This window comes from Pseudoalteromonas sp. Ps84H-4, from assembly GCF_024124645.1.
Taxonomy (GTDB): Bacteria; Pseudomonadota; Gammaproteobacteria; order Enterobacterales; family Alteromonadaceae; genus Pseudoalteromonas; species Pseudoalteromonas lipolytica_C.
Map to the genome: position 1 here is coordinate 67,852 of NZ_JAMXSK010000007.1, position 14,436 is coordinate 82,287.

10 protein-coding genes are annotated in these 14,436 nt (G+C 40.8%); 6 read left to right on the plus strand and 4 right to left on the minus strand.

The window, feature by feature from the left end; translation table 11 throughout:
* The first annotated feature begins 226 nt into the window (after positions 1-226).
* The 6 genes from NH454_RS08585 to NH454_RS08610 all read left to right on the plus strand — a co-directional run bounded on the left by NH454_RS08585 (position 227) and on the right by NH454_RS08610 (position 9,885).
* The gene (locus tag NH454_RS08585) at positions 227-1,417 is read left to right on the plus strand and encodes an MFS transporter (RefSeq protein ID WP_253038732.1); all 1,191 of its coding nucleotides are present in this window, start codon (positions 227-229) and stop codon (positions 1,415-1,417) included.
* Between the two features lie 324 nt (positions 1,418-1,741).
* Positions 1,742-4,990, plus strand: coding sequence for a winged helix-turn-helix domain-containing protein (locus NH454_RS08590; protein ID WP_253038733.1), 3,249 nt, complete (start codon positions 1,742-1,744; stop codon positions 4,988-4,990).
* A 23-nt stretch (positions 4,991-5,013) separates the two neighbouring features.
* Entirely contained in the window at positions 5,014-5,385 is a 372-nt protein-coding gene (locus NH454_RS08595; protein ID WP_253038734.1) for a DP-EP family protein, read from the plus strand.
* A 156-nt stretch (positions 5,386-5,541) separates the two neighbouring features.
* Positions 5,542-6,522, plus strand: a complete 981-nt coding sequence (locus NH454_RS08600; protein ID WP_253038735.1) for a sensor domain-containing diguanylate cyclase — start codon at positions 5,542-5,544, stop codon at positions 6,520-6,522.
* Positions 6,523-6,656: 134 nt separating this feature from the next.
* A complete protein-coding gene (locus NH454_RS08605; protein WP_135925721.1) occupies positions 6,657-9,176 on the plus strand; it encodes a TonB-dependent receptor in 2,520 nt (839 codons plus the stop codon).
* 160 nt (positions 9,177-9,336) lie between these two features.
* Positions 9,337-9,885: a hypothetical protein gene (locus NH454_RS08610; RefSeq protein WP_253038736.1), complete on the plus strand. Its 549-nt coding sequence runs from the start codon at positions 9,337-9,339 to the stop codon at positions 9,883-9,885.
* On the opposite strand, the gene NH454_RS08615 is transcribed toward NH454_RS08610, so the two are convergent.
* The 4 genes from NH454_RS08615 to NH454_RS08630 all read right to left on the minus strand — a co-directional run bounded on the left by NH454_RS08615 (position 9,882) and on the right by NH454_RS08630 (position 14,403).
* The gene (locus NH454_RS08615; RefSeq protein WP_253038737.1) at positions 9,882-10,787 is read right to left on the minus strand and encodes a tetratricopeptide repeat protein; all 906 of its coding nucleotides are present in this window, start codon (positions 10,785-10,787) and stop codon (positions 9,882-9,884) included. The two genes, NH454_RS08610 and NH454_RS08615, sit on opposite strands and share 4 nt — an antisense overlap.
* A 208-nt stretch (positions 10,788-10,995) precedes the next feature.
* Positions 10,996-12,348 (minus strand): magnesium transporter, encoded by a 1,353-nt coding sequence (locus tag NH454_RS08620; protein WP_253038738.1) that lies wholly within the window; start codon positions 12,346-12,348, stop codon positions 10,996-10,998.
* 155 nt (positions 12,349-12,503) lie between these two features.
* Positions 12,504-13,502, minus strand: coding sequence for an AraC family transcriptional regulator (locus tag NH454_RS08625; RefSeq protein ID WP_253038739.1), 999 nt, complete (start codon positions 13,500-13,502; stop codon positions 12,504-12,506).
* Positions 13,486-14,403, minus strand: a complete 918-nt coding sequence (locus tag NH454_RS08630) for a sensor domain-containing diguanylate cyclase (protein ID WP_199526816.1) — start codon at positions 14,401-14,403, stop codon at positions 13,486-13,488. Before NH454_RS08630 ends, NH454_RS08625 begins: the two co-directional genes overlap by 17 nt.
* Between the last annotated feature and the right edge of the window lie 33 nt (positions 14,404-14,436).

A 14,436-nucleotide genomic window follows, 5' to 3' on the forward strand; every position in this document is an offset into this window, starting at 1 on the left:
GGCTTTTTCTCTGTATTTATTTTGAACAGCAAAGACTTAAGAAGTTCAGGTTATTTTCTTATAGCAAACAAATATAGAACGTTCCAAAAAGTACTGTATCAAGCCCATTAATTTGTATTACAATAGCGCTGGGCACACACCTCTACTCCAGAACAAAGTATTTGTTACTGGCATTTTCAATTATCAAAAATCTATTTTGTTTTTAAATTTATTTTAAAGGAATTACATGACTAACGTAGCCAACTCCCAAGGCAACGCAAGCACGTTTACCATTCTGATAGTATTGGCTTTAGGCACATTCATTTTAGGCCTATCAGAATTTTCTATGATGCCAATGTTGCCCCTGATCAGCGAAACATTTTCGTCTACGCCAGCGCAAAGTGGTTATGCCATCAGTGCTTACGCGATTGGCGTAGTTGTCGGTGCCCCACTATTTATGATAACAACCGCCAACATGCGTAAGCGAAATGCACTGTTGATGTTTGTCAGCATGATGTTTTTATTCAATGGCTTAAGTGCTTTTGCAAACTCACTTGAGCAACTTATTTTATTTCGATTTTTAAGTGGCTTACCACACGGTGCCTACTTCGCCGCTGCTATTTTATTGGCTGCCGATATCGCCCCTGCCGATAAACGCGCAAGCTTTATGTCAAAAGTATTTATGGGTTTAACCATTGCCACTATTGTTGGTGTGCCCATGGTCACCCTAGTGGGGCAAAACTTTAGCTGGCGTTATTGTTTGGCAGGCACCGCTGTACTTGCGTTAGTTGCCTTGGTATTGATTGTGAAATACGTACCTAACGTAAAGAATACCGCGCCAACATCGATTCTCGATGAGTTAAGTGTATTAAAGAACAAGCTCGTATGGACTATTCTGGGTATCATCATTATTGGTTTTGGTGGCGTATTTTGTGTTTACACTTACATTGCCGACACTATTTTAGAAGTCACCCATACCCCTGCTTACACTATCTCTATTGCGATGATTATGTTTGGTATTGGCTGTACTTTAGGTAACTATGTATTAGGTAAAGCCGCTGACCATTCACCGCTGAAAACCACAGGCGCAGCGCTAATTGGTGCTGTAGTATTTGCAGCCTGTTATGTAAGCGCAAGCCATAATATTTGGCTGTTATACGCGGTGATTTTCTTTATTGGCTTTAGTGTTGGTTTAGGTACCGTGATCCAATCGCTATTAATGGATGTGTCACCACAAGGGCATGCCATGATTGGTGCGCTAGTACAGTGTGCGTTTAATACAGCTAATGCCATTGGCCCTTGGCTTGGTGGTATGGCCATTGCCCAAGGTGCATTGCCCAGTCAAACGGGTTATGTCTCGGCAGCCCTCTTTTTAGGCGGCTTTATGATGTGGTCATTAAGCGCAATACAAATGAAAAAATTACGCGTTGAAAGTTAACCAGTTAGTCAAATTTGTAGCCGCGATTCCATATCGCGTAGAAGGAGTGGCGTTTAACCAAGAATGGCTTACCATTCTGCGTTAAAACGCCTCCTTCAACTTGCTGCTCTCTTTTTATTGATCCCGAAATATCTCTTCGATTCTTACGTTAAATACACTTTATAAAAACGTGTATACATTCGATATGTTGATTTTTTTGTTTCAAAAAGGGCAACGCACTTGCTGTTAATCTCATAATATTGTATTAATCAAAGTATCGCGTAGTCTTATAAAAAATCGGTCCAATCGGACTGCGTTTCTAACAATAACAATGAAGATAACACTATGAATACGGCACTGTTTTTCGTTGGCGAATGGCAAGTTACCCCGGCCACTAATTCAATCAGGCGCGGTGAACAAACAAAGCATCTTGAACCCAAGGCGATGGATGTATTACTGCTGCTATGCGAAAAACAAGGTGAGCTACTAACGAGCGAAGAAATTATCAGCCATTGCTGGCCAAATGTGGCGCTGGGTGACAACCCCCTACATAAAGTGATCACCCAATTACGTAAAGCCTTTGACGATAAAGCAAGTGATCCGCATTACATAGAAACCATTCGTAAACGTGGTTATCGGGTTATTGCCGAAATCAACTTTCCACTCAACGAAGAACAAAAAGCCAGCCAAACCAGTTGGCAAGGTGATTCGCCCTTTGTTGGCTTAAGTGCGTTTGCACCAGAGCAAGCCGATGTATTTTTTGGTCGTAACAAACAAATTGCCACTTTGCTACAGCGAGTGTCGGCTCAAATTGAGTTTGGTCGCGCATTTTGCTTAATTTTGGGAGCCAGTGGTTCAGGTAAATCGTCGTTAGTTAACGCAGGTGTATTGCCCGCTTTAATGTCAAATAATGGCTACGATGGTATTAGAGTACACAGTTACTGCCAACTCGACTTTGCCGATGTCAGCAAAGAGCGCTTACTGCTTGATTTAGCCTCAACCTTGCTCGATTTAGAAATAAACGACGCACCTGTACTTAGCGATATAAGTGCCGATGCGTTGGCTGAATTGTTATTAAAAGACCCAGAACAGGTTATTTCCCGCTGTAAAGCAGCACTTGCAGCGCTAAATAAAGAGCGCACTACGCCCTATTTATTTTTATTTATCGACAGGCTCGAAGTGCTATTGTCATCGCCGCTATTTAGCGATGACGAGCGCAACCAGCTTTTAGCTCTTATTGAGCGCTTAGCAACAAGTGGCTGCATGATCATTTTTAGTGCCTGTCGTAATGACTTTTACCCGCAAGTAGTGAGTCAACCAAGTTTAATGGCAGGTAAAGCCAATGGTGCACACTTTGATTTATTAGCGCCAACTCGCTCTGAGCTTAAGCAAATGATCCGTTTGCCAGCACTTGCAGCAGGATTAAGTTGGCAACATCACCCAGAGCACCACACACCGCTTGATGAACAACTTTGTAACGATACTGCCAATAACCCAGATGCATTGCCAATGCTGCAATACACCTTGCAGCAGCTTTACTTGCAGCGCAGCCCAGACAACGAATTATTGTTTTCTGAATACCAAGCCCTAGGCACCATCGAAGGAGCCATCGGCCAAAAAGCCGAACAGGTATTTTGCCAATTACCCAAAGACCAACAAACTGAACTTGCTGCAGTTCTTTCTAAGCTGATCACCTTAAACCCAGATGGCGAAACACTCACCAGCCGTGCTGCACATTGGAGCGAATTAACCAGCCCTGCTGCGACCAAGCTTGTTCAGGCTATGGTCGATAGCCGCTTATTTGTATCACACCTTAAAAATGAGCAAGCCTGTTTTAGCCTTGCTCACGAAGCGCTGCTACGCCATTGGCAACGCGCCATAGATTGGGTGCAAGAGCACCAACAAAGCTTAGCAATTCAAAGTCGTGTGCAACTAGCCACCGAGCGCTGGCTGCTTGAACATAAACACAGCGACTTTTTATTAGCCCAAGGCAAACCGCTGCAAGAAGCACAAAGCCTAGTTAAAAACCCTATGTTTAGCTTATCGAGCGACGAACAAGCGTTAATTAAAGCTTCTAACAATAAAGCGAAACGTAAAAAACGGATGTTACAAATAACGGCGGCTGCACTTGTGTGCTTAACCTTTATTGCCACATTTATGAGCGTGCGCAGCTATCACGCCGAACAAATAGCAAAACAAAAACGCCAAGAGGCCGAAAGTTTATTGGGTTTTATGGTCGGTGAATTTGCCGATAAACTCAGAAGCGTTAAGCGCATGGATTTACTGGATGGTATTAGCAACAAAGCCCTTGAGTATTTTACCAATCAAGACGAAGAAGCAGCCTCGTTGTTTGACTTTAGCGATAAACAAGCCGAGTTTAATAACCGTTTTCAATACGCTCAAACCTTAGAGGCCATGGGCGAAGTCGCCTACTCTCGCGGCAAAACCGACGAGGCCTTCACCGCCTTTGATAATGCACGAACGCGCCTAGAATCATTACTAAAAATTCAACCCAACAACCTAGATGTTTTAATGCTCGCAGGGGCCAATGCTTTTTGGCTTGGTAATTTAACTTATGAGCAAAGTAATTATTTAGCGACTGAGCCAATGTTTAAACGTTACTTGGCTTACAGCGAAATGATGTATCAGCTTGCCCCTAATGACTTTAATTCAATTATGGAGCTATCTTACTCACACAATTCACTTGGCTCGCTGTATTTAAAACAGTTTAATTACGCACTTGCAAAACAAAGCTTTACTGAGTCTTTAAAACTTAAAAACCAAGCCCTTGAGCTTAAACCTAATAACAAAAATTTATTACGCGATAAAACAGACACCATTAGCTGGATTGCAAGCACAGAAGAAAGGCTAGGAAATTTAAACGAAGCATTGACCATGCTTGAGCAAGCTATTAATCAATTAGATTCTGTCCTAAAAATAAGACCTGATGATGCCAGTCTTCTTAGCGACATTTTTAATATTTATATGCAACAAAGCTATCTTTTAAGTTACTTTCCAGATAAACAAGATGCTTATAGAAAAGTAGAAAAAGCATTGTTTGCAATAAACAAAGCACGTTTACAAGATCCTGAAAATGAAAATTTCAAACGCAAATATTACAGGGCTCTTTCATTTCAATTAATGCTATCAGAAGAAAGTAAAACAAATATCGATGAAATAGTTAACTACACTGATAGCAACGGCTTTGAAAAATCTCAAATTATTGAAATCCAATTAAATACCATAAATTACTTAATAAACGTAAAAAACTTCTCCCAAGCAGAGAGCCTCTTACTAAAACTTGAGAATAACACTGACTATAAGGAAAGAGAAAGTAATAAAGAAAAAGTAGAAAGTAACATTGATTTTATAAAAGTAAGTTTAATAAAAGCAAAACTATCAAAAGATAAACTAGTTAAAAATTCTATTTGCCGAGATATCATTAATTCAATAAATGAAAACCACTACCGAAGTAAAAGCATAAGAATAACTCACCCGCTTATACAAGCTTACACATGTTTGAATATGGAAAGTGAAGTCAACACAATTAAAAGTAAACTAATAGAGTTAGGTATTACTAACTTTGATCTATAAAAAACAACTAGAAGGTAATAACAATGAGCGAAAGTCAAACTTACAACTTTACAGTGAATGTTACACTTAACACTGAAAATGAAGCTGTATTCAAATACTTCCAAGACGGTCAGCAAGTTTCTGGTGGCGGTACTGTCAATGAAAGAAACAGCCTAGGTATTTATACACTTGATGACGCAACTGTTGATGCTGGCTTTCAATTTACAGGTGCTAAATTTGCAAACCTTGAAGGTGATTGCGAGCAAGACTTTAGCTTTAAAATCACTAACAATGGTCAAACAATTGAAATAGCGGATACTGATGAAAATAGCGGCACTGCGTGTATGATTTTCATCGTTGAGTGCAATGGCACAAGCTATGAAAGTGCCGATCCGCAAGTAAAAAATGAAGACTAAAACTAAAAAAACTTCATAAAGAGCTCCTTTCAAGGAGCTTTTTTACATTTAAAAACAAACAATTAAAACCAGAAGATTACCAGAAGGTTAATTTGCACTTTTTTAAGTAACTTTATAGACACCAAAATCGTTTGCATCGGCGAAAAGGAAACGAACGTGTCTACTAACAAAAATGAACAACCAAGCACTGCTAAATCAGAAGCTAAAAACGCACTTGCGCAGTCTATCAATTCAGAGCAACTTGCACTAATTGCCCAAATGTTTCAGAACATTCCTGAAGGGGTGTTTATCATTAATGGTCAAGGCACGTTTGAATTTGCAAACCCGATGGCGGCACAACTTTTAGGTGACAACCAAGAAGCCTTAATCGGTCAAAACCTGTTACATTACCTACACGACACCGACCGTGATAAATACATGTATACCCTACTCAGTTGGTTAGATCATAAAGACTCGCCGATAAGCCTTGGTCCAAACGAAGTTAAAATAAACCGCGCCGATAGTAAAACCCTTGAAGCGGATTTATGTATTTCAAGCTTGCCAAAAAACATTGCCGTTGCAGATAATTTATTTATTTGTTTATTACATGATTTATCATCGCACAAAGAGCAATATAATCGCTTAGTTAAACAGGCCACCACTGATCATTTAACCGGCCTTGCAAATAGATTAACCCTTGAGGAATCATTAAAAGAGAATTGGCAAGAAAGCGTACAAACCAACCAAGCTATTAGCACTATATTAATCGACATTGATTATTTTAAATTATTCAATGACCGATTTGGTCATGTTAAAGGCGATAAGTGCTTACAAAAAGTAGCGAGTATAATTGCAGAATCACTCCCCTCTCATGACTGTTTGGCAGCCCGTTATGGTGGTGAAGAATTTGCGGTTATATTACCAAGGTGTCAAAAAGATACGGCAGCAGTTATTGCAAAGCATATTCAAATAAAAATAAACAATATGTCATTTACTGAAATTGGCTTACCGAGTGACTTTAGAATAAGTGTAAGTCAAGGAATTGCTTGCGAGTTTAATAATCAATACCGTACTTCTGAGGCACTAATTTGTGCTGCAGATACTGCTTTATACCGAGCAAAAACAGAGGGCAGAAATAAAATAAGCATAAGCGCATAAAAGGTTATTTTAGTGTAGAACTATGAGCTAAATAGCTTGTTTAGATAATCATATAGTATACTTTTATGTTATTTGTTTGTTCCTTTTTTATTGATAAACTGCAACGTGAAATCAACGTCACAAGGGATCCAACAATGACACTTTTTAAAAAAGTACCTTTGCAACTCGCTATTGCAAGTACGCTAGCTACATCAGTGACTGCAATCGCTGCTGAGCAAACAACAGAAAACACTGCTCAAGATGTTGAAGTTATTTCTGTAACAGGTACTCGCCGAAGCCTTCGTAGTATTTCTGAAAGTACTGTACCTGTCGATTTATTAACAAGTCGCGATCTAACAAGCACTGGCCAACTTGATATGAGCCAAGTACTTGCCTCTCAGTTACCTAGCTTTAACTACCCTAGTGCCACCATTGCTGATGGAACTGACCATGCAAAACCGGCTGTTTTACGTGGCCTTGCTCCTGACCACACATTAGTACTTATCAATGGTAAACGCCGCCATGCGGGTGCACTATTAAATTTAAACGGTACAGTAGGCCGTGGTTCAACAGCTGTTGATTTAAATAATATTCCTACTTCAGCAATTAAACGCGTAGAAGTACTTCGTGATGGTGCTGCTGCTCAATACGGCTCTGACGCGATTGCTGGTGTGATCAATATTGTATTAAAAGACGCCGATGAAGGCGGCAGCGTGAGCTTCACATATGGTGAATACGATACACAAATGGCAGGGTCTCCTCAGCTACTAAACACCACAACTGATAGCGAAGGCAACCTTAGCTTTGAGACTGGCGGCGACCGTGAAGTAAATGATGGTATTTCACGCACAGCAAGCGCTAACGCGGGTTTTGCGCTGGGTGATAATGGCTTTATTAACCTGTCTATTGAGTCACGAAATAACGAGCCAACGAATCGCTCTGGTTTTGACCAACGCGAACAGTACAGCCGTGACGCAAATGGCAATTTAGACCCTCGTGAATTCGACTTTGACCGCTATAACCACCGTTTTGGTAAAGCAAGCATTGAAGATTTCGCGCTTTTTTATAACCTAGGTTATGAGTTTGATAACTCGTTATCACTATACTCTTTTGCAAGTTACTCAAACCGTGAAGGTAACTCGGGTGGCTTTTATCGTCGTGCCAAAGACTCTCGTAACTTAACTGAAGTGTATCCTGACGGCTTCTTACCGCAAATAGATACTGATGTAGATGACTACTCATTTGCAATTGGCCTTAATGGCGAAACCAATGACTGGGCGTGGGATGTAAGCAGCAATTATGGTCGCAATGACTTTGGTATTGGCGTAAGCAACAGTTTAAATACCTCTATGGGTGTTAGCAGCCCAACAGAATTTGATGATGGCTCGCTCGTATATGAGCAATACCTAGTCAATATGGATGCCAGCAGCACGCTAGATTTAGGTTTACCTGATGATGTGTTTGTGACGATTGGTGCTGAATACCGCCACGAAAACTATCAAATCAAAGCGGGTGAAACGGCCTCTTACCTAACCGTATTAGATGACGAAGGTAACCCTGTTGCTGCCGGTGGCGCACAAGTATTACCGGGTTTCTCACCTGAAAGTGCAACTGATAAAAGCCGCCATAACATTGCAATATTTGCTGAGTTTGATACTTATCTAACAACAGATTGGAACCTTGTTTTAGCAGGTCGTTTTGAAGATTACAGCGATTTTGGTAGCACCTTTACCTCTAAACTAGCTTCGCGTTACAGCATTAATGAGTCACTGTCGTTACGTGGTGCAATTAGCACAGGTTTTAGAGCGCCATCACTTGCCCAAACTTCATATAAGTCGGTAAGTACTTTATTTGAGAATGGTGTGCCAAGTGAAGTAGGTTTATTCCCTGTAGATGAACCTGCAGCGCAAGCACTAGGGGCTCGTGATTTAGATGCTGAAGAGTCAGTTAATATGACGGCAGGTTTCATCTTTACTCAAGGCGGTTTTAGCTTAACTCTTGATGCGTATCGCATTGAAATTGATGACCGTATCGTATTATCTGAAAACTTAAGTGGCCCAGAAGTTGAAGCGATTTTAGCCGAAGCTGGCGAAGTTAATACACAACGCGTTCGCTACTTCACCAATGCCATTGATTCACGTACACAAGGTGTTGATATTGTTGCTACTTACTCATTAGGCTTAGAAAGCTATGGTGATTTACGCTTAAGTGCTGCGGTTAACTTTAACGACACTGAAGTAACACACGTTAAAGAAAATCCACCGGAATTAGAGGCGTTAGGTGACAGCTACGAGTATTTTTCTCGTCGAGAAGTAACCCGTTTTGAAAAAGGTACACCAGCGGATAAATGGAACCTATCTGCAACGTGGGATTATGAAAACTTCCAAACCACATTACGAGCAACTCGTTATGGTGAAGTTATTGATACCTCAAATAGTGCTGAAAACGATGAAGTACTTGATGCAAAATGGATTGCTGACTTAGAAGTGGCTTATCGCCCTGATGAGCAGTGGAAGTTTGCATTAGGTGCCAATAACCTATTCGATCAGTACCCTCAAGATACTGTAAGCAATATTGGTTATAGCGATTTTAACCACATATTCCCTTATAGTGGCTTTGCGCCATACAGCTTAGATGGCCGTTTTATTTACGGTAACATCACTTATAGCTTCTAAATTAATGTGTGCTGGTGTGCTGGTTTAGGCTAGCACACAGCTAACTTTTTAAAATTAGGCGCTTTTTTAAATAATATTTAAAAAAGCGCCTATGCCATAAACTTTATTCCCACTTGCTGCGACTAACTAATTAACATCACCTATTAGGAAAGACAGCATCATGAAATTACGAAATTTTACCACAAGAGCACTCCTCATCACTGCAAGTGCTGCATGCATCAGTTTAGCAAACGCAGATAATGCAGTTTCTCAGGGCGATTATCGCGTTATTACTTTTAAAGACTGTAAAAAGGTAAGCGAAAGTACCCTCAATAACGAACAGATTGCTGCATACCTAAAGCTTGAACGTGAACAAGTAAAACTAGAAGCGCTAGAACAACCAATTAGTGCCATAGAACAACAAGTTACTGACTATTCTGAGCAAATAGAAGCGGTCACCGAAGAAGCAGTTATTGAAGACGAGAACCACCTACGAATTAATAAAAGCTTATTAAAAGAGCAAGATAAACTGGCTAAAGAACTCAATAAACTTATGGCTGCTCATGATGCCGATTTTAAAGCGTTAGAACAGCAAGCAAAATTAATTGAACATGCCGCTAAACAATTTGATAAAACTATGAAACCGTTGATGGAACAAGGTGAGTCAACTCACCTACAAATTTTAGCGCCGGGTGAAGACGAAAAACCGGGCTGTTTTTACAATATTTAAAGTACGTTTTCTAGCTGTGCATAAAGCTTCGCGTGTGTTTTACGAATGTCACCTTTATGCACTTGCTTAAACCACTTTAAAGCTTGTTCTGGCTTGCCTGCCTGCCAATTGATTTCAGCCAAGCGTAGCTTATAAATAGCAAGAACAAAACGATCAGACTCTACATCAATATACTTAAGTGATTGAACATACAATTTATCTGCTTCGTCGTACTGAGCAAGTATTTGATACGTTCTCGCTAAATTGCCTAATGCTACAGAGATTTTACGCTTATGGTTTGTTTTTAAAATCCAATCTACAGCAACCCGACGACTTGCGAGTGCTCCATCTACATCACCCAGTGAATGGAAAACATTGGCTTTATTTGAAGCAAGTTCAAAATGAAAAATAGGATCTTTGCTCTTTCCAAAGCGACGTTCAGCCCTATCTAATATGTGCAATGCTATTTCTTTGTTGCCAAACACGTATTGCAAATTGGCCAATTCAACCATGCGCATTGGGTTACCGAATGAATCGAAAATAGCCTGTAGGTTTTCAAATGCCAAAGTCGCGAATTTGCGGCCTTGTTCATGATTGCCGAAATATTGCATCGACTTTGCGTAATAAAAATAAACTTGAACTTGAAAAACAACAGGAAGGTCTTTGCCATTTATAAATGGCTCGGTGCTATCTTTAAGGGCGAGATATTCCATTTTGTCGTAAAAGTAATCAAACTGATACGACTTAATTTCATACCAGCGTGCCGAACCAGGCTCTGCTACCGCTAGCTGTTGATTAATATAATCTAAGCATAGAGCCTGAGGTTGTTGGCTACAGAATATCTCATGGTCACTAAAGTTCTCTGATGCTAAAGCATTAAAGCTGCAGAAACTAAATAACAAAAAGGTTAAACTTTTCTTCATCTACTAACTTCTAAGTGACAATACACACAGAAAAATAACAAAATATCCTGCTATATTACAGCTCTTTTTAGCTAAATTTATATTTAATATTAATAATTTAGATTCTTCACACAGTGAATTTAAGCATTTTTATACACTTAATAAGTTTGAAATTGCATGACTAACAAAAAAGCAGGCTAAGCACCGAGTTAACCTGCTTTAAAATTATTTAGAGTAGCAACAAACTACCTAAGCCAAGAAAGGTGACAAAACCCACAATGTCGGTGACTGTGGTAAGAATCACAGAGCCTGAAAGAGCAGGATCGATTTTGAGCTTATCCAAAATAGATGGGATCACGACTCCCGATAACGAGGCAGCCACTAAATTAAGTAAGATAGCGATAGTAATGGTTAAACTTAACATGCCATCGTTGAACCAGAAATAAGTAAGCACGCCAATCACAAAGGCCCAAACACAGCCATTTAATGCCCCTACTCTTAGCTCTTTTTTCAACAGCGCTCTGCGGTTAGAGTCGGTCACCTGACCGAGTGCTAAACCGCGCACAATAACCGTTAACGTTTGACTACCTGCAATACCGCCCATAGAAGCGACAACCGGCATAAGTACCGCTAGTGCAACCACTTGCTCGATAGTTGCACCAAACAAACCGATAAACCAAGAGGCTAAAAATGCCGTTGCTAGGTTAATACCAAGCCATATACCGCGGTTTTTTGCCGATTTGGTCACGCTCGAGAACAGATCCTCGTCTTCACGTAGACCACCCGCTTTTGCAGCGGCTTCGTCTGTTACTTCTTGGCGTAATTCATAGGCTGATGACACCGACAAACGGCCTAACAGTTTGTTGTCGGCGTTAACCACTGGCATGGCCATTTTTTCGCTATGAATAACCACTTCGGCCGCTTCGTATAAGTCGTCATCAGCGTGTAAAGCCGACACATCAAGGTTCGCGTAATCCAGCAGGCTGTCGTTATCATTGGCTTTAAATAACGAATTAATTGCCACTTCACCAATGAGTGTGCCTTTACGACTCACCAAATAAATCACTTCGGTGTACTGTGGTAAGCCTTTTTGAAAAATTTTACGCGCGCCAGCTACGGTGAGTTTTTCTGACACTTTAAGCGCATCAAAATCGAGCCAGTGACCTAGCTGCTCAGGATTATATTGCTGTGCAAGGTCGTATTGCTTCGTTTGAACTTCATCAAGTTGTCTGCGTGCATAATCAACAAAGCGTTCGGGAATAATTTCTTCAAGTTCAAGTAGCTCTTCAACGCTAACTTCGTCAAGTAACTTAAAGCCCTCAGCTTCATCTAAACTCTGTAACAACCAGCGACAACTATCACCACCTAAGTTAATGAAAATTTCATGCTGGGTATCTTCATCAAGTAATTGCCAAATTTCTAAACGTTGTTCTTTAGGTAATGCTTCAAACAATAACGATAAATGCTCAGTAGAAAGCTTTTCTTTAGCATCGGCAAGTAACTTATTTTTACGTGTTGTAGTGTCACACTGAAGCAAGTCATCAATTAACTGGGGAAGTTGGTCGACAGGATACTCAATCATTTGAGACCTCGGTTAATTACATCAATAACAGTAGTCTAACGCAGCTTAATTAAAATAACTGCCCGTAATTGATATATTTTTATCTTCATCCAATCAGTCATATAGGTGAGCTTAAGGACTTTTTTCAATTATCACTCAGTAAATCTTAGTGAGTATTACCCCTTCAATTGACTTGGCGTAAGCCCGGTCCAGCGTTTAAATGCTCGTCTGAAATTAGCAATATCATAAAATGATAAGCGCATGGCGACTTGCTCATTGCATTGCTTGCGCATGGCAAGTAGGTAAATCGCTTTGCGCTTGCTTTGCTCATCATACAAGCTAGAAAAACGCACGCCATGAGCTTTTAGTTTGCGCTTGAAGGTTGCTGGGCTCATGGCAAATTGGCTGGCTACCTGCTCTAAATTTAACGCCGGATTTTGATAAATTAATCGGCTTACGGCTTCCACAAAAGTGCTGTTTGCAGTATTTAATGCCGCTAGTTGCGAGTTAATTTGTGAAAACCTAAAACTACTAAACACGGGGTTAGTGAGCCTGAGCGCGTGTTTATTCAATACCCAACGAGTTATAGGCTTTTCAAAAGCGACTTTAAGGCCCAAATACTGCTCGTATTCTTGGCTATGTCTGGCGCGTTTATAGGCAAACTCAAACTGACAAGGGACTCGCTCACCCACCACTTTTTTAAGAATTTGGTAAAACGCAGCGCTGTAAATTTCCATAACATACTGGCTTATTTCATCATCCAAGCCCACAGCATTTTGCAGCACAATGTAATACTGCTCGTTATGCACATAACTATAACTAAATAACAAAGGTGCCAGTTGCATGCGCAAATTGTGTAACTGCTTTAAAGCTTGGCCGATATGCGCTGCATGTAACACGCCTTGGGCGGCAACAGAGGTATCGTTTGCTAGTTGACTGCCTAATAAAAAGCCACTGTCGGCGGATTTCATCAACTGCTTAAACTGCGTCAATAAGCGCACTTGCTGCGAAATACTAAACTGATGCTGCACACTCATTAAGTCTTGCTCAAACACACCTGTGCCTCTGAGTAACTTATGCAGTGCAATGCCGCGACTTAAGGCCAGCTCCACCAGCGTGGTAATTAGCCCTTGTGCGGTGAGGTATTTGTCATCTTGGTTAAGATACGGCTTCACAATGGCTGACTCTTTGTTGTTTTTGTTGTTGTAACTTAGCGTGTAAACGCGAGCTTAAACTTTGTGGTGTATCGCCTTGCATACTGCCCACTAAGGCCGCTGTTACATCTTGAAACTTAGCATGTTTTTCGCCTTCAACCTTAAAAGCACAATGGCTCAGCGCCGAGGTAATTTGCGCCACCAGCTCTTTTGCTTGTACTGCGCTGGTGTTTGGCATCAGCACCATAAAGCAGTCTCCTGCATAGCGGCACACTACATCGGTAAGGCGGCAATTCATCAATAAAAGCTCGCTTACTTCACGTAGTAAGCGGTCTCCTTCGATAAAACCAAATTCAGCGTTAAAATCAGCAAATCCACGAATATCAATGGCTGCCAGTTGCAGTGGCTGTGGCTCACTTAATTGTTCTTTTAACACTGCTTGTAAGTAATCAGCCTTATACAGCCCTGTTATTGAGCACACTAACTCATGCTCACGATGCTGTGCTTCACGACGTTTTAATTGCCTATTCAGTACGTATTGCTCTTGATGCCATTGATACAGCCCAAGGCTTGTGAAAATCATGCCTATCGGCGCAGGCAGCGATTCAATCCAAGTAAGCCAAGTATTGGTTGGTTGATGTAACCACTCATCAAATAAATCAAGGGAAGCTGAAAACATAAAAAGCCCAAGTCCAAGCACTAAAAAGCTGGTGACTTTGCCGGGCGGCCTCGAAATAAGCAGCGCAGCTATCCAAGTAAGGGTCATTAGCACAATGCCCCCCTCGCCTAAAATATCTAACCATGCGATATCGGCAAGAGGCTTTAATTCTCCTGCTTGTGCGCTTAGCAAAAACGCAATTACAAATAGAGCAATAACTGCATTGGTTAAAAGTCGATGATGAGTAAAAGGATTATATCGCATTCTCAGTACCTAACAATAATTCACGCTGCCATG

What these genes read in the sequence shown, in the direction of transcription:
- NH454_RS08585 (WP_253038732.1), top strand. Translation starts at nt 227, where the DNA reads ATGACTAACGTAGCCAACTCCCAAGGCAACGCAAGCACGTTTACCATT.
- NH454_RS08590 (WP_253038733.1), top strand. Translation starts at nt 1,742, where the DNA reads ATGAATACGGCACTGTTTTTCGTTGGCGAATGGCAAGTTACCCCGGCC.
- NH454_RS08595 (WP_253038734.1), top strand. Translation starts at nt 5,014, where the DNA reads ATGAGCGAAAGTCAAACTTACAACTTTACAGTGAATGTTACACTTAAC.
- NH454_RS08605 (WP_135925721.1), top strand. Translation starts at nt 6,657, where the DNA reads ATGACACTTTTTAAAAAAGTACCTTTGCAACTCGCTATTGCAAGTACG.
- NH454_RS08610 (WP_253038736.1), top strand. Translation starts at nt 9,337, where the DNA reads ATGAAATTACGAAATTTTACCACAAGAGCACTCCTCATCACTGCAAGT.
- NH454_RS08615 (WP_253038737.1), bottom strand. Translation starts at nt 10,787, where the DNA reads ATGAAGAAAAGTTTAACCTTTTTGTTATTTAGTTTCTGCAGCTTTAAT.
- NH454_RS08620 (WP_253038738.1), bottom strand. Translation starts at nt 12,348, where the DNA reads ATGATTGAGTATCCTGTCGACCAACTTCCCCAGTTAATTGATGACTTG.
- NH454_RS08630 (WP_199526816.1), bottom strand. Translation starts at nt 14,403, where the DNA reads ATGCGATATAATCCTTTTACTCATCATCGACTTTTAACCAATGCAGTT.